This window comes from Streptomyces aureus (genome assembly GCF_000725495.1).
GTDB classification, from domain to species: Bacteria; Actinomycetota; Actinomycetes; order Streptomycetales; family Streptomycetaceae; genus Streptomyces; species Streptomyces aureus_B.
Genome location: NZ_JNZD01000015.1, coordinates 166,755 through 188,978 on the forward strand (window position 1 = coordinate 166,755; position 22,224 = coordinate 188,978).

The 22,224-nt window shown below is 71.3% G+C and carries 22 protein-coding genes; 14 read left to right on the forward strand and 8 right to left on the reverse strand.

Annotation, left to right across the window (positions count from 1 at the left end; translation table 11 throughout):
• Positions 1–209 precede the first annotated feature (209 nt).
• Both IO36_RS21855 and IO36_RS21860 read left to right on the forward strand, forming a co-directional pair.
• Entirely contained in the window at positions 210–1,580 is a 1,371-nt protein-coding gene (locus IO36_RS21855; RefSeq protein WP_037622191.1) for a DUF3500 domain-containing protein, read from the forward strand.
• A gap of 252 nt (positions 1,581–1,832) precedes the next feature.
• Positions 1,833–2,567: a hypothetical protein gene (locus tag IO36_RS21860; RefSeq protein WP_037622192.1), complete on the forward strand. Its 735-nt coding sequence runs from the start codon at positions 1,833–1,835 to the stop codon at positions 2,565–2,567.
• Between the two features lie 108 nt (positions 2,568–2,675).
• On the opposite strand, the gene IO36_RS21865 is transcribed toward IO36_RS21860, so the two are convergent.
• Positions 2,676–3,992, reverse strand: coding sequence for a cytochrome P450 (locus tag IO36_RS21865; RefSeq protein ID WP_051900798.1), 1,317 nt, complete (start codon positions 3,990–3,992; stop codon positions 2,676–2,678).
• Between the two features lie 30 nt (positions 3,993–4,022).
• A complete protein-coding gene (locus IO36_RS21870) occupies positions 4,023–5,378 on the reverse strand; it encodes a glutamine synthetase family protein (protein ID WP_037622193.1) in 1,356 nt (451 codons plus the stop codon).
• A 520-nt stretch (positions 5,379–5,898) separates the two neighbouring features.
• Here IO36_RS21870 and IO36_RS21875 point away from each other — a divergent pair.
• From IO36_RS21875 to IO36_RS21910, 8 genes are all read left to right on the forward strand, one after another.
• Positions 5,899–6,087, forward strand: a complete 189-nt coding sequence (locus IO36_RS21875; protein WP_037622194.1) for a ferredoxin — start codon at positions 5,899–5,901, stop codon at positions 6,085–6,087.
• Positions 6,088–6,092: 5 nt separating this feature from the next.
• The gene (locus IO36_RS21880; RefSeq protein WP_037622196.1) at positions 6,093–7,301 is read left to right on the forward strand and encodes an NAD(P)/FAD-dependent oxidoreductase; all 1,209 of its coding nucleotides are present in this window, start codon (positions 6,093–6,095) and stop codon (positions 7,299–7,301) included.
• A gap of 22 nt (positions 7,302–7,323) precedes the next feature.
• The gene (locus IO36_RS21885; protein WP_037622197.1) at positions 7,324–8,130 is read left to right on the forward strand and encodes an acetoacetate decarboxylase family protein; all 807 of its coding nucleotides are present in this window, start codon (positions 7,324–7,326) and stop codon (positions 8,128–8,130) included.
• 34 nt (positions 8,131–8,164) lie between these two features.
• Positions 8,165–9,628, forward strand: a complete 1,464-nt coding sequence (locus IO36_RS21890; protein ID WP_037622198.1) for an aldehyde dehydrogenase — start codon at positions 8,165–8,167, stop codon at positions 9,626–9,628.
• Entirely contained in the window at positions 9,621–10,556 is a 936-nt protein-coding gene (locus IO36_RS21895; protein WP_037622199.1) for a 3,4-dihydroxyphenylacetate 2,3-dioxygenase, read from the forward strand. Before IO36_RS21890 ends, IO36_RS21895 begins: the two co-directional genes overlap by 8 nt.
• Positions 10,557–10,568: 12 nt before the next feature.
• Positions 10,569–11,414 (forward strand): fumarylacetoacetate hydrolase family protein, encoded by an 846-nt coding sequence (locus tag IO36_RS21900; protein WP_037622200.1) that lies wholly within the window; start codon positions 10,569–10,571, stop codon positions 11,412–11,414.
• A 155-nt stretch (positions 11,415–11,569) separates the two neighbouring features.
• On the forward strand, positions 11,570–12,196 hold the full coding sequence (locus IO36_RS21905) for a TetR/AcrR family transcriptional regulator (RefSeq protein WP_037622201.1): 627 nt from the start codon (positions 11,570–11,572) through the stop codon (positions 12,194–12,196).
• A 279-nt stretch (positions 12,197–12,475) separates the two neighbouring features.
• Positions 12,476–13,936 carry an APC family permease gene (locus tag IO36_RS21910; protein WP_037622202.1) on the forward strand — a complete coding sequence of 487 codons (1,461 nt, stop codon included), beginning with the start codon at positions 12,476–12,478 and terminating at the stop codon, positions 13,934–13,936.
• 120 nt (positions 13,937–14,056) lie between these two features.
• On the opposite strand, the gene IO36_RS21915 is transcribed toward IO36_RS21910, so the two are convergent.
• Entirely contained in the window at positions 14,057–14,767 is a 711-nt protein-coding gene (locus IO36_RS21915; protein ID WP_037622203.1) for a type 1 glutamine amidotransferase, read from the reverse strand.
• Between the two features lie 179 nt (positions 14,768–14,946).
• On the opposite strand from IO36_RS21915, the gene IO36_RS21920 reads away from it, so the two are divergent.
• The gene (locus IO36_RS21920) at positions 14,947–16,437 is read left to right on the forward strand and encodes an aldehyde dehydrogenase (protein WP_037622205.1); all 1,491 of its coding nucleotides are present in this window, start codon (positions 14,947–14,949) and stop codon (positions 16,435–16,437) included.
• Positions 16,434–17,144, forward strand: coding sequence for a gamma-glutamyl-gamma-aminobutyrate hydrolase family protein (locus IO36_RS21925; RefSeq protein WP_037622206.1), 711 nt, complete (start codon positions 16,434–16,436; stop codon positions 17,142–17,144). The genes IO36_RS21920 and IO36_RS21925 overlap by 4 nt, the downstream gene beginning before the upstream one ends.
• Before the next feature lie 260 nt (positions 17,145–17,404).
• Here the strand turns inward: IO36_RS21925 and IO36_RS21930 are convergent, their stop codons facing one another.
• Positions 17,405–17,977: a MarR family winged helix-turn-helix transcriptional regulator gene (locus IO36_RS21930; protein WP_037622207.1), complete on the reverse strand. Its 573-nt coding sequence runs from the start codon at positions 17,975–17,977 to the stop codon at positions 17,405–17,407.
• A 96-nt stretch (positions 17,978–18,073) separates the two neighbouring features.
• Positions 18,074–18,976 (reverse strand): hypothetical protein, encoded by a 903-nt coding sequence (locus IO36_RS21935; protein ID WP_245173405.1) that lies wholly within the window; start codon positions 18,974–18,976, stop codon positions 18,074–18,076.
• Positions 18,977–19,429: 453 nt separating this feature from the next.
• On the opposite strand from IO36_RS21935, the gene IO36_RS21940 reads away from it, so the two are divergent.
• Both IO36_RS21940 and IO36_RS21945 read left to right on the forward strand, forming a co-directional pair.
• Positions 19,430–19,831, forward strand: a complete 402-nt coding sequence (locus tag IO36_RS21940) for a YciI family protein (protein ID WP_037622210.1) — start codon at positions 19,430–19,432, stop codon at positions 19,829–19,831.
• Positions 19,828–21,078: an RNA polymerase sigma factor gene (locus IO36_RS21945; protein ID WP_037622211.1), complete on the forward strand. Its 1,251-nt coding sequence runs from the start codon at positions 19,828–19,830 to the stop codon at positions 21,076–21,078. Before IO36_RS21940 ends, IO36_RS21945 begins: the two co-directional genes overlap by 4 nt.
• Here the strand turns inward: IO36_RS21945 and IO36_RS48270 are convergent.
• The 3 genes from IO36_RS48270 to IO36_RS46900 form a co-directional block, all read right to left on the reverse strand.
• Positions 21,021–21,260 carry a DUF5959 family protein gene (locus IO36_RS48270; protein ID WP_245173406.1) on the reverse strand — a complete coding sequence of 80 codons (240 nt, stop codon included), beginning with the start codon at positions 21,258–21,260 and terminating at the stop codon, positions 21,021–21,023. The two genes, IO36_RS21945 and IO36_RS48270, sit on opposite strands and share 58 nt — an antisense overlap.
• 66 nt (positions 21,261–21,326) lie before the next feature.
• Positions 21,327–21,935, reverse strand: a complete 609-nt coding sequence (locus IO36_RS21950) for a hypothetical protein (RefSeq protein WP_037622212.1) — start codon at positions 21,933–21,935, stop codon at positions 21,327–21,329.
• 90 nt (positions 21,936–22,025) lie between these two features.
• Positions 22,026–22,224 (reverse strand): hypothetical protein (locus IO36_RS46900; RefSeq protein ID WP_209441243.1); only part of this gene is annotated, 199 nt, incomplete at its 5' end.

Consider the following 22,224-nt stretch of genomic DNA (forward strand, 5'->3'; position numbering starts at 1 on the left):
GCGGACTCGGCTGATCGCGTCAGCATTTCCCTGTGGGGGCCGCGTGCCCGCCCCCGGCTTCGATCGGCATGTCGGCCCAACAATCGCGTGCAGCTGCGGTGTTGGGGGAGCTCGGCACGAGTCCCGGTTCACAGGTGTGCCTCGGATTCCTATGCCGTACACAGGCTGCTGCCATCGCACCGCAAAGTGTTGACGAAATTGTTGTCGGCATGGTCAACGAAAATCGCGCGCACAAGCCGCGTACCCAGGCAGCCCACCGCTCCCGCCGGTGGTTCTTGAACAAGGCGCTCCTCGCGGGCGGTGTCTCGGCCGTCGCTGTCATGGGCGGTTACGTCGCCACCACCGCCGATGCCGAGGAGGCCGGCTCCGCGGACGCCACCGCGAGCGCCACCCCGTCCGGCCCGCCGCCCGGTGGCGGGTTCGGCCAGACGATCGCCTACGACGACTTCGTCGGGGTCACCACGGACGGCACGGTCCTCGATGACCTGTACGCCGTCCACTCCACCGGCGTCTCCACCGTCCCGGTGGTCCGCGCCGCCCGCGCCTTCCTCGACGCGCTCACGGACGCCCAGAAGGCGGCCACGCTGTTCGACGTCGACTCCGACCAATGGCTCGACTGGACCAACGTCGACTCCAACGACCGGGACGGGGTGGCCCTGCGCGATCTGACCGGCAAGCAGTACGCGCTCGGCATGAAGCTGCTCAGGGCGTCACTGTCGGCGCGCGGGCTCCAGCAGGCCGACAGCATCCGCAAGCTCAACCAGTTCCTCGGCGAGTACGAGGGCGACACCTCCAAGGCGCTCAACGAGGACGCCTACTGGTTCACCGTCATGGGCACCCCGTCGGCGACCGAGGCCTGGGGCTTCCAGTTCGAGGGCCACCACCTCGTCATCAACTACTTCGTCCTGGGCGACCAGGTGGTGATGACCCCGACGTTCATGGGCTCGGAGCCGACGAAGATCACGTACGAGGGGAAGGACTACCACCTCTTCCGGGAGGAGACCCTGGCCGGGCTCGCGCTCCTGCGCTCCCTGGACGAGACGCAGCTCGCCCAGGCGCTCTCCACGGCGCAGAAGTCCGGCACCGACCTCGTCGCCGGCGCCGGCCAGGACAACGCGGTCATCCCGTACGCGGGCGTCAGGGGATCGGCCCTGAACCGCGGGCAGCGCAGACTGCTGCTCGACCTCGCCGAGGTGTACGTGGGCTACCAGGACGAAGGGCACGCACGAGTCCGGCTGCGCGAGATCGAGAGGCACCTCGACGACACGTACTTCCACTGGATCGGCGAGCACGAGGACGACTCGGCGTTCTACTACCGCGTCCACAGTCCCGTCGTACTGATCGAGTACGACGCCGAGTCCCCGCTCGGATATCACGAGAGCGACGCGAGCAGCTCGGCCTCGCCTTCGGCGTCCGCCGGCGAGTCCGCCTCCGCGAGCGCGAGCGCGGGACCCGGCGGACCGGGCGGCGGCCCCCAGGGCACCCCGACCCAGCAGCACATCCACACCATCGTCCGCACGCCCAACGGCAACGACTACGGAGTGGACCTCCTCAAGCTGCACCGGGAGACGGATCACTGACGGCGCCGCAGCTCCGCTCGGCAAGGGCCTCCGAGCTGCGCGTTTTCGAAACCGTCACAAGATCGTCACAGGTGCTGCGCAGTCCCGTTCCCTTCTGCGAAACTCGCAGTTCACCCGTGGCCCGCGGCGCGCGTTCTTCCTCGGCACCGTCCGGTGCCGAGGAAGAACGCGCGCCGTCGCGGCCGCCCGCGAGGACGAGGTCACGACGCGCACCGGTGACGTCGTGGCCTGAACAGCAAGGAGAACCACCACATGGGCAAGCGCGTTGCGCTGTCTGTCGCCGCCGCGCTCGGGGTCGTCGGCCTCGTGGCGCCGGCGGCCCACGCCGACGGCGGCTACGGCGACACCGAGATCCTCGGTGTGACCGTCAACCACGGCTCGGACGTCGTCATCGGCACCACGGCCGCGAAGACCTTCGACGTGACGATCTACGCCTACGACGACTCGGGCCTGCTGTCGGCGGACACCGACCTGGAAGGTCCCGGCGCCGGCTACGCCAACGACGAGACCATCTGCGAGACCGACAGCGAGTGCACGCACTCGTTCACCTTCGACCCCCGGGTGGATCTCGACAACGACCGGGCGGGCACCTGGTACGTGGGCTCCTGGGTGGACGCGCTGGACGACGACTACCGCTGGGACGACCGCATCGACAGCTTCCGCCTCAAGCGTGCGAGCACGTTGACGGTCAACGCGTCCCCGGAGCCCGTGACCAAGGGCAGGACCATCACCGTGACGGGCACGCTGAAGCGCGCGAACTGGGACGACTACCAGTACCACGGCTACACCGGCCAGTCGGTGAAGCTCCAGTTCCGCAAGAAGGGCTCCAGCACCTACACCACGGTCAAGACGGTGAAGACGAGCAGCACGGGGACTCTGAAGACCACGGTCACCGCCTCCGTCGACGGCTACTGGCGCTGGAACTTCGCCGGTACGACGACCACCGGTGCCAAGACGGCCGCGGGTGACTACGTCGATGTGAAGTAGGGCCGGAGCCAGTCGCGCACACGGCTGTCCCCCCGTCCGGCGGGGCGGGGGGACAGCCGTGTCGTGTTGTGCCGGTGTTGCTTCCTGCCGTCGCGGCGGCCGGGGGTGTCAGGCGAGCGTGACCTCGACCGGCAGCTTCTTGATGCCGTTGACGAAGTTGGACAGGACGCGGGGTGCGTCGCCGGCCAGCCTGATGTCGGCGATCCTCGGGATCAGCTCCTCGAACATGATGCGGATCTCGGTGCGGGCGAGCAGGTTGCCCAGGCACAGGTGCGGGCTGCCCTTGCCGAAGGTCATGTGGTCGTTGTCGGCGCGCGTGACGTCGAAGTCGTAGGGGTTGCCGAAGACTTCCTCGTCACGGTTGCCGGAGGCGAACCACATCACCACCTTGTCGCCCTCCTTGACCTGCTTGCCGCCGAGTTCGACGTCCCGGGTGGCGGTGCGGCGGAAGTGGTAGACGGGGGAGGCCCAGCGCAGGAACTCCTCGACCGCGCCAGGGATCAGGGACGGGTCGTCCTTGAGGCGGGCCAGCTGCTCGGGGTGCTGGAGGAGCGCCAGCATCGAGTGCGAGATGGTGTGGCGGGTGGTCTCGTTGCCGGCCACGACCAGCAGCAGGAAGTAGTTGTCGAAGTCCTGCGCGGAGAGCGGGATCCCGTCGCGCGGAACGGTGTTGACCAGCTTGGAAACCAGGTCCGTGCCGTTGCCGCCGCGGCGCTGACGGGCCAGCTCCCGCCCGTACTCGAAGACTTCGAGGGAGGCGGGCGAACGGAAGGGCAGGTCGCGGTACTTGTCGCTCTCCGCGCTGTGCAGCAGCACGTCCGCGTAGTCGGGGTCGGTGTTGCCGATGATGCGGTTGCCCCAGTCGATGAGCTGCTGGTTGTCCTCCGGCGGTACGTCCAGGAGGCGGGCGAGGACGTTGATGGGGAAGTCGGCGGAGACGTCGGAGACGAAGTCGAAGGTGCCCTTGGCCAGGGCCGCGTCCAGGGTCTGCGCCGTCAGACCGCGCAGGAAGTCGCCGTAGCTGTTGATGACGCTCGCGCCGAACTGGCGCTGGATGACGCTGCGCATCGCGCGGTGGCGGACGCCGTCGAGCTCCAGGATGGACGCCCGCTTCGTGATCTGGTCGTCGTCGAGCTCTTCGAGGTTGACGAACTTCGACGAGGTGAACGTCTCCGCGTCACGGTCCACCCGGGCGATGTCGGCGTGCCGGGTGACCGCCCAGAAGCCGGAGTTGGGGGCCTCCTCGGGCTGCCAGTGCACCGGGTCCTCGTGGCGCAGGGTGTGGAACATGCGCCACGGCTTGATGCCGTCGGCGAAGTTGTCGAGGTTCGCGAGGTCGACCTCTTCGAGCGGCAGCGGCTCGGCGAGCGCGGCGCGCAGTTCGGCCTGGGTGGTGGGGGTGGCGGGAACGGTGGGGCTGGTCATGGTGGTTCTCCTGGGCGGGGCTCGGCGGGTTCAGAGGTGGTAGGCGTACTCGGTGAACTCCCAGTCGGTGACGTGCCGTCCGAAGCGTTCGACCTCGTCGCGCTTGTAGGTCAGGAAGGACGTGGTGAAGTCCTTGCCGAGGATGTCGGTCAGCGCGGTGTCCGCCTCCAGCGCGTCGAGCGCGGCGGCCAGGTTCGTAGGCAGCAGGGCGGAGCGGGTGGTGTCGTAGCCGTAGCCCTCCAGCGGGGCCTCGGGCTCCTCGCCGGCCAGGACGCCGAGCAGGGCGGCGGCGATGGTTCCGGCGATCAGCAGGTAGGGGTTGGCGCTGGCGTCGCCGAGCCGCAGTTCGAGGCGGGCGCCCGAGCCGCGCTCCGGCGGGATGCGGACCATGGAGCTGCGGTTGTCGAGGCCCCAGTCGATCAGCCAGGGCGCGAGGGTGTCGGGTCCGAAGCGCTTGTACGAGTTGACGGTGGGGTTCGCGAGCGCGGCGAGCGCCGGGGCGTGGGCGAGGATGCCCGCGATGGCGTGACGGGCCGTGGCCGACAGGCCGTGGGCGCCGGTGGGGTCGTCGAAGACGTTGCGGCCCTCGGTGTCCTCGCAGGACAGGTGGAGGTGGAAGCCGGAGCCGCCGGCGTCACCGAAGGGCTTGGCCATGAAGGTGGCGAGGTTACCCTCCTGGCGGGCGAGCTCCTTGACGGCCGCCTTGAAGCGGAAGGCGCGGTCGGCGGCGTCCAGGGCGGAGGAGTGGGTCAGGTTGATCTCGTACTGGCCGCCGTCGAACTCGTGGTTGCCGGTGACGACGCCGAGGCCCAGGTCGCGCAGCCCGCGCAGGGTGCGCAGCAGGTGGTTGCCCGGGTCGGCGCGCAGTCCCGCGGTGTAGACCGCGCCGGTGGTCTCGGGGGAGCGGCGCCAGCCGGTGGGGGTGCCGGGGGCGGGCTCCAGCAGGAAGTACTCCAGCTCGGGGCCGACGACGGGGCGCAGCCCCTGCTCGGCGCACCGGGCCAGGACGGTCCGCAGCAGGTCGCGCGGTGATTCGGGGGCGGGGGCCGAGGTCGCGGGGTCGGTGACCTCGCCGAGGCAGGTCGCGACGCCGGGCTCCCACGGCAGGACGGCCGCGGTGGCCAGGTCGGGGCGTACGGACACGTCGGGCAGGCCGGCGTCCAGGCCGCCCGCGACGGGGACGACGTCACCCTGGGGGGTGGTGTGGTAGACGGCTCGGCAGAAGGCCAGTCCGTGCTCGCAGGCCGAGGGCAGGTGGTCGAGCAGGACGTCACGGGCGCGGTCGGTGCCGATCAGGTCGGGATAGACGACCCGGACCACGTCGACGCCCTCGGCGGCGAGCCGCTCCATGTGCCGGCGGATGTCTGGGGTGTCGGATGCGCTCACCGTTGTCTCCTTGGCGGAAAGGTGGGATGTCCCCGTGGTCTGAGGCTCCGGGGACGCGTGGTGTGCAGAGAACGGGAGCCGGGGTGCGGGGGAGGCGGGGGTGCCGTTCGGATCAGCCCGGGTCCGCAGGGCCTGGCACGGGCCTCGCGGCGTTGTCGCCCCACCCGGATACACGTCCCGTACACGGATGAGGCCCCGCCTCCGCGAGGCGCCGCACCAGGCGCTGCGGCCTGGTCCGGGCTGCCCCGAACGACACCCCCGGGTCGGACCCCGAGTCGGTCGTTTGAATCCGAACGGTATGAGCCGGGGTCTTGCCCCGCAAGGGGGTCACGACAAGAATTTATCCACCTGGACAGGTATTGACCAGGGTCCAACGGCTTCCTATGTTGTTTGAAGCCAAACGAGTCAGGGAGGCGGCTTCGCATCCCTTTGGCCGAGGGGCCCGCTCCGACATCGGTCGGGCCCCTCTCTTCCCTCATCTCACCCTGCTCAGGCGCCCGCATCCCCAGGAGGACCGGCCATGAAGGTCGTCGTCGACATGATCAAGTGCCAGGACCACGGCCAGTGCGTCTTCGCCGCCCCCGACGTCTTCTCGATGGACGACGCCGGCCACCTCGCCTACGTCTCCGACGTGGACGAGGCGCTGCGCGACGAGGTCGAGGAAGCCGCCGACGTCTGCCCGCTCCAGGCCATCCGGATCGAGGGCTGAGGACCATGACTCGACGCGTAGTCGTCGCGGGCGCCTCCATGGGCGGCCTGCGCGCCGCCGAACAACTGCGCGCGGCGGGCTGGACCGGCGCCGTCACGGTCGTCGGCGACGAGCCGCACATGCCCTACAACCGGCCCCCGCTCTCCAAGGAAGTCCTCTCGGGCAAGGCCCCGTTCGAGTCCCTCGCCTTCACCCCGAAGGCCGCCGCGGCCGACGTGGAGTGGCGGCTCGGGACCCGGATCACCGCCGCCCGCCTCGACGAGCGGGTCGTCGAACTCGCCGACGGCGAACGGCTGTCGTACGACGGACTGGTCGTCGCCACCGGCATGCGCCCCCGGCGGCTGCGCTGCCCCGGACCGCTCGTCGGACGCCACACCGTCCGCACCCTCGCCGACGCCCAGATCCTGCGCGACGCGCTGATCCGGCCCGGAGCACGGGTGGTCGTCGTCGGCGCCGGATTCATCGGCTGCGAGGTCGCCGCCACCGCCGTCGGACTCGGCGCGGGACAGGTCACGGTCGTCGACCCGCTGCCGCTGCCCATGGCCGGACCGCTCGGCGACCTGCTCGGCGCCGCGCTGCTCAGACGGCACGAGGAGCGCGGAGTGCGCTTCGCCCTCGGCACGGGAGTCGCCGGGTTCGAGGGCGACCGGCGGGTCACCGGAGTCGTCCTCGACGACGGCACCGTCCTGCCCGCCGACGTGGTCGTGGAATCGGTCGGCTCGGTCGCCAACACCGAGTGGCTGGACGGCAACGGACTCGACCTCTCCGACGGCGTCCTCACCGACGAACACCTTCGCGTCGGCGGACGGCCCGAGGTCGTCGCGGTCGGCGACGTCGCCCGCTTCCCCAACGCCCGCTACGACGGGCTGCCCCGCCGGGTCGAGCACTGGTCCATCCCGACCGACACCGCCAAGCACGCCGCCAAGGTCCTCGCCGCCCATCTCGGCGGCACCGAAGCCCAGTCGGCCCCCTTCGCGCCGCTGCCCACCTTCTGGAGCGACCAGCACGAGTTCCGGCTCCAGTCGTTCGGCTCGCCCCTGCTCGGCAAGGACGACGTACGGATCCTGGACGGCGACCCGGACGACGACGTCGTGGTCGGCTACCACACCGGCGGCCGGCTCGTCGGCGTCGTGGCCCTCGGCGGCCAGTCCGCCGCGATGCGCGCCGCGCGCTACCGCGCCCAGCTGCTCCAGCAGCCCGCCCTCACCGCGTAACGAAGCGTAAGGAATCCCCGCTATGTCCCCTGTCCGTGGCTACCTCCACCCCAAGACGGCGACCGGTTCCTCGTCGCTGATCCCGTCGCCGCCCTGGCGCTACTCCGGCGACCTGCTCACCGTCGAGTACCGCACGGACCCCGCCCGCGTACGCGAACTCCTCCCCGAACCGCTGGAGCTGGCGGACGAGGACCCGGGCGCCGTCGCGCTGATCTGGGCCGACTGGCAGTCCTGCTCCACCTCCGCCGAGGAACTGCTCGACCCGGTCCGCGCCCAGTACAAGGAGGCCTTCGCGGTCGTCCGCTGCCAGTTCCGGGGACAGACCTACACCCGCTGCGTCTACATCTGGGTCGACAAGGACTTCGCCATCGCCCGCGGACTCCACCAGGGCTACCCGAAGAAGCTCGGCTCGATCCACCAGACCCGCCCGCACCCCTACGGTCCGGCCCCGCGCATCGAGGCCGGCGCCCGCTTCGGCGCCACCCTCGCCGCCGCCGACCGGCGCCTCGCCGAGACCGTGGTCACCCTGCGCGAGCCGTCCGAGACCAACGGCTTCGTCAACGGCCACCCCATGGCCCACCACCGCTGGCTGCCCTCCATCGAGAAGGGCAAGGGTCTCGCGCTCGACGAACTCATCGAGACCGGCGCCGCCTCCTTCGAGGGCGGACAGCCCTGGGTCGGCGACGCGGACCTGACCCTGTTCGAGGCGCCCACCGAGGAACTGGCCCGACTCGAGATCCGCGAGCCGATCGCCGCCTACTACCGCCAGGTCGGTGTCGTCTGGGACGGCGGACGCCTCCTGGAGTCCGGCACCTCCGGCGCCGAGTGACCCCGCTACCCACCACAGGACTTGGAGTCCGGACATGACCGAGCACACCCTCACGGTGGCCGGGGTCGCCGTCGACACCCGGCACTGGATCGGCGGCGAACGCGTCGCCTCCGCCGAGACGTTCACCGATGTCTCGCCCATCGACGGCAGCGTCCTCGGTGAGATCTCCCGCGGCACCGAGGCCGAGGCCGCCGCCGCGGTGGCCGCCGCCAAGGCCGCCTTCCCCGCCTGGGCCGCCACCCCGGTCGCCGAACGCGCCCGCCTGCTGCACGCGATCGCGGACGGCGTGGAGAAGCGCATCGAGGACCTGGCGATCGTCGAGACCACCGACAACGGCGCCCTCCTGCGCTCCCACCGCCGCGGTGTCATGCCGCGCGTCGCCCACAACTTCCGCTTCTTCGCCGACTGGCTCCTGACCCTGGAGCACGAGGACTTCGAGACACGCGGCCACACCAACCACGTCAGCTGGGACCCGGCCGGCCCCTCGGTGCTCATCACCCCCTGGAACGCCCCGCTGATGCTGTCGACCTGGAAGGTCGCCCCGGCCCTCGCCGCCGGCAACACGGTCGTCCTCAAGCCCGCCGAGTGGACGCCGCTCACCGCCTCGCTGCTCGCGGACATCGCCGCCGAGGCGGGACTGCCCGCCGGCGTCCTCAACGTCGTCCAGGGCTACGGCTCCGAGATCGGCGACGCCCTCACCTCGCACCCCGACGTGCGCCGCATCAGCTTCACCGGCTCCGTGCCGACGGCCAAGCGCATCACCAGGTCGGCCGCCGACAACCTCACCCCGCTCAGCCTCGAACTCGGCGGCAAGTCACCCCTGCTGGTCTTCGCCGACGCCGACCTGGACCTCGCCGTCGACCTCGCCGTCGAGCAGTACGACAACGCGGGCCAGGTCTGCCTCGCCGCCACCCGCATCCTCGTGGAGGAGTCGGTCGCCGAGGAGTTCACCCGCCGGTTCGCGGAGAAGGCCGCGGCCATCGTGCAGGGCGACCCGCGCGACGAGGCCACCGACATCGGCCCCAACATCCACGAACGCCAGCTCGAGAAGATCGACGGCTTCGTGCGCCGCGCCCTCGACGCGGGCGCCCGCGCGGTCGTCGGCGGTCACCGCGGAGAGGGGCAGTACTACGCCCCGACCCTGCTCACCGACGTCGCCCAGGACTCCGAGATCGTCCAGGAGGAGGTCTTCGGCCCCGTCCTGACCCTCCAGACCTTCACCACCGAGGACGAGGCCGTCCACCTCGCCAACGACACCCGCTTCGGGCTCGCCGCCACCCTCGCCACCGGCGACCGCGACCGCGCCGCCCGCGTCACCGAACGGCTCGTCGCGGGCACGGTCTGGGTCAACTGCTTCTTCGTACGCGACCTCCAGGCCCCGTTCGGCGGCTCCCGCCACTCCGGTGTCGGCCGCGAGGGCGGCACCTGGAGCTTCGACTTCTACTGCGACCTGAAGAACACCGTCACCGCCCCGAAGGGATGGAAGGACCATGGGTGAGATCGTCGGGGCGGGACTGCTCGCCCACGTCCCCACCGTCGTGCTCCCGAAGGAGACCCGGCTGGAGCTGAACGAGGGCAAGGAGATCACCCTCGTCACCGGCCTGGAAGAGCTCCGCCGGGACGTCTTCGAGCGCGACGACTACGACACCGTCGTCGTCCTCGACTCGCACTGGGCGACCACCGTCGAGTTCGTCGCCACCGCCCAGCCGCGCCGGGCCGGCCTGTTCACCTCCGAGGAACTGCCGCGCGGTATGTGCCGCATGCCCTACGACTACCCGGGCGACCCCGAACTCGCCCACAACATCGCGAAGTTCGCCGACAAGCACGGCACCTGGATCACCGCGATCGACGACGAGTACCTGCCCGTGTACTACGCCACCATCAACCTCTGGAAGTACCTGGGCGAGGGTCTGCCCGACAAGCGGTGGGTGACCATCGGCGTGTGCCAGACCGGCGACATGGAGGACCACCTCCGCCTCGGCCGAGCCCTCGCCGACGGCATCGCCGCCACCCCCGGCCGCCGGGTGCTGATCATCGCCTCCGGCGCCCTCTCGCACACCTTCTGGCCGCTGCGCGAACTGCGCGACCACGAGTCGAGCGACCCCGCGCACATCTTCACGCCCGAGGCGCGCGCGGCCGACCTCGAACGCATCACCTGGTTCAAGGAGGGCCGCCACGACAAGGTCCTCGACACCATGGACGAGTTCTGGAAGTACAAGCCCGAGGCGCGGTTCTTCCACTACCTGATGATGGCCGGCGCCCTCGGCGAGCAGGCCTGCGGCGCCCGCGCCCGCCAGTACGGGGAGTACGAGAACTCCATCGGCACCGGCCAGGTCCACCTCTGGTTCGACCGTCCGGCCGACGGCTGGACCGGCGCGGGGACCCCCGCGGCGCCCGCACCCCACAACCCGCACCGTCGCGCCTAGAAAGGCACCCCCATGCCCGAGTACCGCCGCATCCTCCTCGACGGCGCCGCCGTCCAGGTCACCGTCGACGGGGACGAACTCGTCGCCGGTGACGGCCGCCGCGTCAAGACGGAGGAGGCCCACCACCTGCCCCCGGTCGTCCCCTCCAAGGTGATCGCCGTCCACCTCAACCACCAGAGCCGCGTCGACGAGTTCGGGATCGAACTCCCGCCCACGCCCACGTACTTCCACAAGCCGACCTCGGCCCTCAACTCCCACAAGGGCGCGATCGTCCGCCCCGAGGGCTGCAAGTGGCTCAACTACGAGGGCGAGGTCGCCATCGTCATCGGGAAGACCGCGCGGAACATCTCCCCGGCCGAGGCGGGCGAGTACATCGCCGGCTACACCGTCGCCAACGACTACGGCCTGCACGACTTCCGGGACACCGACGCCGGCTCCATGCTCCGCGTCAAGGGCTCCGACACCCTCTGCCCGCTCGGACCCGGCCTGGTCACCGACTGGGACTTCCGCGGCAAGAGCCTGCGCACCTACGTCAACGGCGAGGTGGTCCAGGACGGTTCGACCGACGAGATGCAGTGGGACATGCACTACCTCGTCGCCGACATCGCCCGCACCATCACCCTGTACCCCGGCGACGTGCTGCTGTCCGGCACCCCGGCCAACTCGCGCCCCGTACAGCCCGGCGACGTCGTCGAGGTCGAGGTCGAGGGCCTCGGGCGGCTCACCAACCACATCGTGACCGGCCCGACCGCGATCCGCACCGACGTCGGCGCCCAGCCCACCGAGTCCGAGGAGGTCCTGTCCACCGCGCTCGGCGGGGACTGGGAGTTCCGCGGCATCCGTCCGCCCCGGCGCTGATGCCCACCGCACGAGGGCGCCGCGCCGGGCAGGACGGCACGAGCCGCCCGGCGCGGCGCTCCACGACCCGGCGCGCCGAGCCCCGCCCCGGCACACCCGCGGCGGCGATACCGGGCTCGGCCGGGCCCCGTGACCAGCCGGGTAGGGTCGGGGCCATGACCGAACCCGCCGAGACTGCTGAGGGCCGCAAGCCGCGCCGGCGCATGAACTACGGGGAGGGCCGCGAGGCCCTGCTCAACGCGGCCGTGCGCGTCGTGGCCCGGGGCGGGCTGCGCCGGCTCACCTACCGGGCCGTCGCGGAGGAGGCGGGCACCACCCACGGTCTGGTGGTGCACCACTTCGGCTCCCGGGACGCGCTGATCGAGGAGGCGGTCGCCCACGCGATCCGCACCTCCCTGAACACCAGCGCGCTCGAACCCGGCACGGGCAAGGTCGAGGACTTCTCGGTGGGCGTCTCCGAGATGGTCACGGCGGACCCGGACATCCAGTCCTTCCAGTACGAACTGCTGCTGGAGGCCCGCCGCCGCCCCGAACTGCTGCCGCATCTGCGCGCGCTGTACGACGAGTACTTCGACGCGACCGGACGGGAGCTGTCGCGCATGCTGCCCGACGGCGCGGGGCAGCCGCTCACCCGGCTCGTCTTCGCCGCCCTCGACGGCCTGGTGCTGCACCAGCTCGTCTTCGGCGGCCCCGAGATCACCGACGGCGCCGTGGAGGAGCTGCGCTCGCTGCTGCGGCTGCTGCAGGAGCGGCAGGGCACCGGGGCCGAGGGCGGGGAGTGACTTTCCGGGGGCGGCGCCGGGAGCGGTGTCAGGGGCGGGACTGATCTTCTGAGCGGCGCTGTGGGGCCGTGACGGCCCGGTCAGCGCGGCGCCGAGGGCCGTGACCGGCCCTCTGAGCGATGCGTATCAAGGCCTCGGACGGCACTCGTCCGGGGCTTTGCGCATTCGGTGCCGGGAAACCGGGCTCAGCCCCTTGTCAAACGGATAGTTGCAGCCCAGTATGAGGCAACTCGTTTGGCCTGAAACGAATCCCTCTTTCCTCACTGGCAGGTGATCCGAGTGGACAGTCAGACAGCGGTCGTGAACCAGACCGCGCCCGACGCCCCCACGGCAGGCAAGCTCAAGCCCAATTCCCTCGGCGTTCTGGGCATCCTCTTCTTCGTCCTCTCCGCCCAGGCGCCGCTCACCGGCGTCGCGGGCGCCGTACCGATCGCCGTCGGCGTCGGCAACGGCGCGGGCGCGCCCGCCGCCTACGTGGTGGCGGGTCTGATCACGCTGCTCTTCTCCGTCGGCTTCGTCGCGATGGGCCGCCACGTCGTGGACGCCGGCGCCTTCTACACGTACATCGGCAAGGGCCTCGGCCGGACGGTCGGCACCGGCAGCGCCGGGGTCGCCCTCTTCGCCTACTGCGCGATCCAGGCCGCCATGTACGGCCTGTACGGGGCCACCGTCAACGGTCTGCTCGCGCACTACACCGGCCTCGACGTGCCCTGGTGGGCGTGCGCCCTGGTCACGATGGTGATCGTCCAGGTGCTCGGCAGCGCGGGCATCGAGATGGGCGCGAAGGTGCTGGCGGTCTTCGTCCTGGCGGAGTTCAGCATCCTCAGCGTCTTCGCGCTGGTCACCTTCTTCAAGGGCGGCGGCCCCGAGGGTCTCGCCTTCACGCAGTCCTTCTCGCCCAGCGCGGCGTTCGACGGCGCGCCGGGCGTGGCGCTGATGTTCGCCGTGGCGTCGATGATCGGCTTCGAGGCCACCGCGATCTACGGCGAGGAGGCGCGCGAACCCCGCAAGACGGTCCCGCGGGCCACCTACGCGGCCGTCGCCTTCGTCACCGGCTTCTTCGGCTTCGCCTCCTGGATGCTGGTCTCCGCCTACGGCCCCTCGAAGGTGTCCGGGGCGGCGGGCAAGGCCCTGGAGAGCGGCGACTCGACGAGCTTCGTCTTCGCGCCCATCGCCGACCTGCTCGGTACCTGGGTCAACGACGTCCTGCCCGTCCTGCTGGCCACCTCGCTCTTCGCCGGCATCCTCGCCTTCCACAACTCCGCGAACCGCTACCTGTTCTCGCTCAGCCGCGACGGACTGCTGCCCAAGCCGCTGTCGTCGATCAACAGCCGTCACTCGCCCAGCGTGGCCGGCCGCGTCCAGACGGCCGTCGCGGTCCTGCTGGTCGTCCCGTTCGCGCTGGCCGGCAAGGACCCCGTGCTCACGCTGTTCTCGTGGGGGAGCGGTGTGGCCGTCCTCGGCATCATGGCGCTGTACCTGCTGACCTCGGTCTCCGTGGTGGCCTTCTTCCGCCGCGAGCGCCTGGACACCCGCCCGTGGAACACCCTGATCGCCCCGTCCCTGGGCGCCCTCGGTGTGGCCTGCGCGATCTGGCTGATCGTCCAGAACTTCACCACGCTCATCGGGGGCGAGAGCAGCACCGCGCTGGTGCTCGAACTGATCGTCCCGGCCGTGCTCGTCCTGGGCGTCGTGGCGGCACGGCTCACGCGCGACAGGACCGGAGTGGCCGGCGGTTGATCCACGCCGGGCCGGTGATCCGGCCCGGTCGTCCGGCTCGGACCGTCCATCCATGCTCTGCCGCCTGGTGAACCGGCCGGCCAACCGCCCTCTCGTCGGGTCGGTTGGCCGGCCCGCGGGTCATCCGGCCCGGCGCGCCACCCGGTCGAGGAAACCGTCCACCAGTCGGTGGGCGTTCGTCCGGGCCGTGGGCTCCATGGCCCGGCTCCGCTCCAGCAGCTGGACGGGGTCCACACCGTGCCGCACGCACTGCTCCGCCCCGCCCGCCTCGATCCAGCCCCGCACCATCGCCGTGGTGATCTCCGGATGGAACTGCACCCCCAGACCGTGCGCGGTCTCGAAGGCCTGGACGCACACCTCGTTGCGGGCCACCTCCTTGGCCCCCGGCGGCAGGACGCAGCGGTCGAAGTGCCACTGGAACCAGGGGCCGGGTCCCACCACGGAGGGATCGTCCGTGGAGACCTCCACCCAGCCGATCTCCGGGAGCGGCGACGCCTCCACCCGCCCGCCGAGCGCGGTGGTCAGCGCCTGGGCGCCGAAGCAGACCCCGAGGACGGGGACGCCGAGCCGGTCCGCCTCGCGCAGCAGGGCCAGCTCGCCGTCGATCCAGGAGCCGACGGCCGTCCTGTCGTACACCGACCAGGGGGCGCCGAGCGAGACGATCAGGTCCCAGTCGGCGGCGCCGGGGAAGTCGTAGTCGACGTCCGGCGCGTGATGACGCTGCTCGGGTACGACGGTCACGACGCTGAGGTCGTAGCCGCGCTCCTCCAGCCGGGCCCCGACCAGACCCGGCTCCGTCACGTGGTCGTGCTGGACGACGAGTGCGCGCACGTGGCGCCCCTTTCCCCGCGGGATCCGCGGATGTCCCGGCGCCGGCGGGTGTCTCCCCTTGCGGTCGGAGATCTCCCCGCGAGGCCCGCGGACCTGCCGATTCGATGCCGGGAGCCCTTGCCCCGGCTGCGTCGCCCACTCTATCGTTTGGGTTCAAATAATATTCTGGAGGTCCCCGCATGATGGACATCACCCACGAGGAATGGCTGCTCCGGGCCAAGTCCCTGGACCTTTCCGGTGCCCATCACATCGACGGCGCCGAGGAGGGCGGCTCGGGAGCGGCCTTCGACGCCGTCTCGCCCCGCGACGGACAGGTCCTCGCCCGGATCGCCGACGCGGGCACCGCCGAGGTGGACGCCGCCGTCGCCGCCGCGCGCCGCGCCTTCGACACCGGCCCGTGGCCCCGCCTCGCCCCCGCCGAGCGCGGAGCGGCGCTGCTGCGCATCGCCGACCTCCTCCAGGAGCGCCGCGCCGACCTCGCGCTGACCGTCAGCCTGGAGATGGGCAAGCCCATCACCGACGCCTACGCGATCGAGCTCCGCGCCCTGATCAACACCTTCCGCTGGTACGGGCAGCTCGCCGACAAGCTGACCGACGAGTCCCCGCACACCGCCGCCGACGCGCTCGCCCTCGTCACCCGCGAACCGGCCGGGGTCGTCGGCGCCGTCGTGCCCTGGAACTTCCCCCTCACCCTCGCAGGCTGGAAGGTCGCCCCCGCCCTCGCCGCCGGGTGCACGGTCGTCCTCAAGCCCTCCGAGAACTCGCCCCTGTCCGCGCTCCTCCTCGGCAGGATCGCCACCGAGGCCGGGCTGCCGCCCGGCGTCCTCAACGTCGTCGGCGGCACCGGGCCCGTGGCGGGCCGGGCGATCGGCCTCCACCCGGACGTCGACGTTCTGGCCTTCACCGGCTCCACCGCCGTCGGCCGCCACTTCCTGCGCTACGCCGCGGACTCCAACCTCAAGCGCGTCTGGCTCGAACTCGGCGGCAAGTCACCGAACATCATCCTTCCCGACGCCCCCGACCTGGAGAAGGCGGCCGCCACCGCGGCCTGGGGCATCTTCTTCAACCAGGGCGAGATGTGCACCGCCCCCTCGCGGCTCCTCGTGCACACCTCGATCGCCGAACAGGTCACCGAGTCCGTCGTACGGCGGGCGCGGGAACTGCGGATCGGCGACCCCCTCGACCCGTCCACCGAGATGGGCGCCCTGGTCGGCGAGGCGCACCTCGGGCGCGTACAGGAGCACATCACCACGGGCCTCGCCGAGGGCGCCCGGCTGCGCACCGGCGGCTCCCGCACCCGCACCGAGACCGGCGGCAGCTACCTGGAGCCGACCGTCTTCGACCGGGTCGACCCCGGCATGAGGCTCGCCCGTGAGGAGATCTTCGGCCCGGTCCTCTCCGTGCTCACCTTCGACGACGTGGACGAGGCCGTCGGCCTGGCCAACGACACCGAGTACGGCCTCGCCGCGGGCCTGTGGACCTCCGACCTCTCCACCGCGCACCGGGTCTCCCGTGCCCTGAAGGCCGGCACGGTCTGGGTCAACTGCTACGAGGAGGGCGACCTGACCGTCCCCTTCGGCGGCATGAAGCAGTCGGGCAACGGCCGCGACAAGTCCGCCCACGCCCTCGAGAAGTACACCGAAATCAAGACCACCTGGATCCAGTTGTGACGCGGCCCCTGATCGCCGTCCCCGCCCGCTTCTCCGCGACCACCTCCGCGCTGCGGTACGCCGCCGAGGTCAACGCCCGTGCGCTGATCGAGGCGGTGTGGCGGGCCGGCGGCGAACCGGCGACCATCCACCCGGCCGACCCCGCGACCGCGGACGTCACCGAACGGCTCGCCCGGTTCGACGGTGTCCTGCTCCCCGGCGGCGGTGACCTCGCCCCCCACCGCTACGGAGCCGCCGACACCCACGACACCGTCTACGACGTCGACGAACTCCAGGACGCCTTCGACCTCGAAGTCGCGCGCAGGACGCTGGACTTGGGCCTTCCCCTGCTGGCCGTCTGCCGCGGACTCCAAGTGGTCAACGTCGTCCTCGGCGGCACCCTGGAGCAGGACATGGGCGGGCCCGAGCGTGAACACCGGCACGTGGTGCACCCGGTGGCCGTCGAGCGCGGAACCCACCTCGAACGGGCCACCGGGGCACAGAAGGTGGAGGCGTCCTGCTACCACCACCAGCGGGTCGAGCGCCTCGGCTCAGGACTGACGGTCACCGCGCGGGCGGCGGACGGAACCGTGGAAGGACTTGAACTCCCCTCCGGTGGAGGGTGGTTCACCGCCGTTCAGTGGCACCCGGAGGACACGGCGCACGAGGATCCGGTCCAGCAGGCGCTGTTCGACGCGTTGGTGGGTGCGGCGGGGGCGGGGCGCTGATTCTCGTTCCGGGGCTGAGGGGCTGAGGGGCTCCGGGGCTTAGGGGATCCGGGGATCCGGGGCTGCGGGACTGTGGGGTTGCTGGGCTGCGGGGTCGCTGGGCGGCGGCGGTCTCCCTGACCCCGTGACCATGGCCGTGGCGGGAATCTCCGCCCGTCGGCCCCGTCGGCCCCGTCGGCCCCGTCGGCCCCGTCGGCCATGGTCACGCCGGTCGACTGCTCAGGCCTTGGCCCGTCGGCCCCGTCGCCCCGGTCGGCTGGTCAGCCCTTGGCCCGGCGGCCGCTGCGGCGGCGGGCGGGCTCGGCGCCGTCGAGGAGGGTGAGGCGGCGTTCCTCGCCCTCCTCCTCCACCTGACGGACGACCTGACGCAGCCCCTCCGCGATGCTGCGGCACTCCTCGTCGCTCAGCCGTGAGGCGACGAAGGCTTCTTCCTGGTTGAAGCGGGGGAAGAGACGCTCCATCAGCGCCTCGCCCTCGTCGGTCAGGCTGAGCAGCTTCAGCCGGCCGTCGGAAGGGTGTCCGGCGCGGGTCATGAGCCCCCGGCTCTCCAGGGTCCGCGAGACGCCGGTGAGCGTGCCCTTGGAGATCCCGGCCTCCTCGGCGACGTGCCGGGTCTCCGTCTCGCCCCAGACCCAGACCACCCAGAGCACGACGAAGGACGTCCAGGTCAGATCCGCGTCGCGCAGCACTGAGTTCTCCAGGTGCTGGCGGACGGCGGAGGCGGCTCGGTAGATGTTCGCGACCACCGCCATCTGCTCGCGGTGTATCTCGATGCCGCCCAGCTTCGCAGCAGCCAGCTTCTCCGCTTCGGTGATGGACCGATGGCCGGGCACAGGCACGCTCCCTTGATCGTTCGGAGCCAAATTGTACGGGACGCTTCCCGCTTCCGGCCGAAGCGGGAAGCGGGTCCGGGCGGAGTGCTCGTGCTGTCAGTGGGCGTTCGCGGTGCGGATGTCGGAGACGCCGTCGACCGCGTCCGCCCGCACGACCAGGTTGGTGGTGACCGTCGGCGACTCCCCGCCGCCGAAGCGGTGCGTCACGGTGATCTCACGGCTCTCGCCGTCCCCGCGAACCGTCCAGTCCACCGGGACGTTCTGGGCGCGCAGAACGCCGTCCATCTTGTTCTTCTTCTCCCAGGCTTCCAGCTTCTTGGCGAAGGCGGGCGTGAGGTAGTGGGTGCGCAGTGCCTTGGCCAGTGCGGCGTCCGGGCCTCGGGGAGCGTCCTTCGCGTCGACGTAGGCGCCGTAGAGATCGGCGACCTGGGTCACCGAGTCACCGGTGCGTCCGTTGACCGACCGGACCTTCGTCGCGGGGGTGGCGGTCGTGGTGCGGATGTCGGTGATGCCGTCGACGGCGTCCAGCTTCACGGCGAGCCTGGTGGTCGACGTAGGCGATTCCCCGGCGCCGCCGAAGGTCAGGGTGACGAGGACCTCGAGTCCGTTGCGGCCCTCGCTCACTTTCCACCGCGTCGGGACGTTCTGGGCGCGCAGGACACCGTCCGCCTGGTTCTTCTTCTCCCAGGCTTCCAGCTTCTTGGCGAAGGCGGGCGTGAGGTAGTGGGTGCGCAGTGCATTGGCCAGTGCGGTGTCCGGGCCCCGGGGCGTGTCCTTCGCGTCGATGTAGGCGCCGTAGAAGTCGGCGACCTGGGTCACCACGTCGCCGTTGAAGCCGTCGACCGTCCGCAGCGCGGCGGACGCCTTCACGGACGCGGTGGCGGGGGCCGTGGCCTGCGCCACCGCCTGCGCCGAGACACCGAGCCCGACGGCCAGGACGAGACCGGCGGCGAAGGCCGCACGGCGACCCGGACGACGTACGTGGGTGTTCCTGCTCATGTCGTGTCTTCCTTCGTGGCTGGTCATCAGTGGGTGCCGCTCCCGGCGCGTGCCGGCTCTCCCGCCCCCGAACGCCCGTGTCAGGGCGCACGAATGCCCGGTAAGCGGGCGCAGGGCGGGAGTCGTCACCAGGCCGTCGCCGGGACTCGATCCGTCCCGGCCGGTGCGACACCCACAGCTTCGGAGCCGGCGGGAACCCACCGCAACCGTCGGAGCCCCATCCGCGACGACGCAACGGTCCCACCGGCCCTGACCTGCGAGGACACGCACTGCCTGGGATGCCGCCCTGGGATGCGGAGACGACCTGGACCGCCGGAACATGGCGGCAACTGCCCCGCGCATCAAGTAAATCCCGACGCGACCTTTCTCCCGGGTGATGTAGAGAGCGCCTCGGCGGCTCCGTTCACAGGGGGAGTGCGTCAGACTGGGCGCGCCGACGATCAAGGAGTTCACGTGCCGAAGTTCCTGCTGATGGTCAACCACGACGGCGGAGAGTTCGAGCAGCCCATGGACGAGTGGGCCCCGGGCGACATCACAGCGCACTTCGACTACTACGCGGCGCTGACGCAGGAGTTGGTCGCCAGCGGCGAGATGGTGCAGTTCACGGGGCTGGCCGACCCGCGTCTCGCCCGGATCGTGCGCTCGGACGGTGCTTCCGCCCCGGTGGTGAGCGACGGACCCTTTCCCGAGTCCAAGGAAGTGCTGGCCGGGTTCAACGTGATCGACGTGGACTCCGAGGCGCGGGCCCTCGAGATCGCGGCCCGGATCTCGGCGGTGCCGGGACCGGGCGGGGTTCCGACGCGGCAGCCGGTCGAGGTGCGCCAGGTGATGGACGCCGTGGCGTTCGACCTGTGACCGACGGTACGGAGACGGAGGACCTGCTGCGCTCCCTGGTGCCGCAGGTCCTCGGACAGCTCGCCCGACGGCAGGGGGACTTCGACGCATGCGAGGACGCGGTCCAGGAAGCCCTGATCGCCGCGGCCCGGCACTGGCCCGTCCACGGGATACCGGAGAATCCGCACGGCTGGCTGCTGCGGACCGCGACGCATCGCCGCACCGACCAGGTCCGCAGTGAGACGGCACGCCGGCAGCGCGAGGAACGCGTGTCGAGGGAGCCGGTCCCGCCGACGGCGCCGGCCGGGGACGACACCCTGACCCTGCTGTTCCTGTGCTGCCATCCCACCCTCACGCCCGCTTCGGCGATCGCCCTGACCCTGCGGGCGGTCGGCGGACTGACGACCGCCGAGATCGCCGCCGCCTATCTGGTGCCCGAGGCCACGATGGCGCAGCGCATCAGCAGGGCCAAGCAACGTCTCAAGGCGTCGTCGGTCGCCTTCGAGACGCCGGTGCCGGGTTCGCCGGACTGGCCGATGCGGCTGCGCTCCGTACTGCACGTGCTGTATCTGCTGTTCAACGAGGGCTACGCCGCCACCGCTGGCCCGGCGCTGCACCGGGCGGACCTGTCCGGCGAGGCCGTCCGACTGGCCCGCCAACTGCACCGGATCGTCCCGGCCGAGGGCGAGGCGGCCGGACTGCTCGCCCTGATGCTGCTGACGGAGGCACGCCGGCCGGCGCGTACCGGCCCGCTCGGCGAGTTGATCCCGCTGGCCGAGCAGGACCGCTCGTCCTGGGACCATCGCCTGATCAGGGAGGGCACCGCGCTCCTCCGCGGCACGTTCGCCCACAAGGGCCCACCCGGCGCCTACCGCCTTCAGGCAGCCATCGCGGCCGTCCATGCCGGGGCAGCCCGCGCCGAGGACACGGACTGGCGGCAGATCCACGGCCTGTACGAGCTGCTCGAACATGTGACGGGCAACCCGCTGGTCACCCTCAACCGCGCCGTCGCCCTCGCGATGACCGACGGCCCGGCCACGGCGCTGGAGTTGCTCGACCGACTCGACGCGCGCGACCGCAACCCTCTCGCGGGCCACCACCGGATGCACGCGGTGCGGGCCCATCTACTGGAGATGGCGGGACAACCCGCACCGGCCCTGCACCACTACCGCGAGGCGGCGGCCCTCACCACGAGCACCCCCGAGCAGCGCTACCTCACTACCAGGGCCGCCCGGTTGTACAAGCTGTCGCGACGTCCGCCCGGTTGAGGCAGCCCGGCGCTATGGACCCGGACGGAGGTCCCGGACGCGACGAGGTCCTCCACCATGAACGTGGTGACCGTGCCCGCACGGGACGGCTCGAACCGGATCAGAGGGGTGCGCCCGTCGTCCGTCCAGACGGCGTCCCGCCCGGCCGGGAGTTCGCCCAGGATCCGGGACCAGCTGTCCACGTCGTCCGGGGGTGTCGCGTCGGGAGATCGATGCGTCCAAGGCTGAGGACTCGACCAGGGCCGCCTTCACGACTCGTAGGGTCCGCCCCGGAAGTACATGCTCCGGTGCGCTCGTGGGCGGTCACCGCGCTCGTGTGCGCAATCGGAGCGGTGGGCCGGTGCCGTCTGTCCCGCCAGCGCGCGCAGCGTCTCCAGACCCGCCAGCACCTCCGCGCGATTGTCCGACCGTTTCATCCAGGCCGGCAGCCGAGCGATCATCGACCTCGTCGGCCGCGCTCCGCCACGCTCTCGCAAGTGCGCGCCGACGTAGGCGGACAGCTCGTCGACGTGATCCTCGTTGTAGGCCCACAGGATCCGGCCGACGCAACGCGTCTGCAGCCACAGCGGCCGCTGGAAGAACGGATCCTCAGTGCCACCCAGCACCGCGCCGACAAGCCCGGCCCCCCGCACCTCGGGTGTCCAGTCGGCGACGGCACCGCATCCCCCACACGCCAGGCGGCGCGGCTGGAACAGAAGCTCGCTGAAGTATTTGGGATCGGAAAGGCCCGGCCGGGGGATCACGAGGGCCCGGCCCCCGCACCGCGGACAGACCACGAGCACCCGGCCCGCGAACCGGGCCAACCAGCGCCCGGAGTCATGGTGACGAGTGAGGTCAGTACGCGGCTCGGAATCCATGACGGACACCTTCGCAGCTTCGCGATGCGAGCAGCGACCGGATTCTCGAGCGTGCCCCGTCGTTCGCCACCGGTCATCGTCGACCCAGGTCTAGGCGGAGACGTCCCACAGCGTCGCGATCAGTACGGCCCCCGCAGCCGCGAAGACCCGCGGCTTTCTCCAGCCCGGACCCGAAGCCTGGCGGTCCTGCTCCCACACGTACACCAGGACGCCGCCCAGGCCCAGAGCGGCCCGCAGCAGGAAGAGGACGGTGTGCACGGAAAGCCTTCCAGGGATCTTGGAACGGACG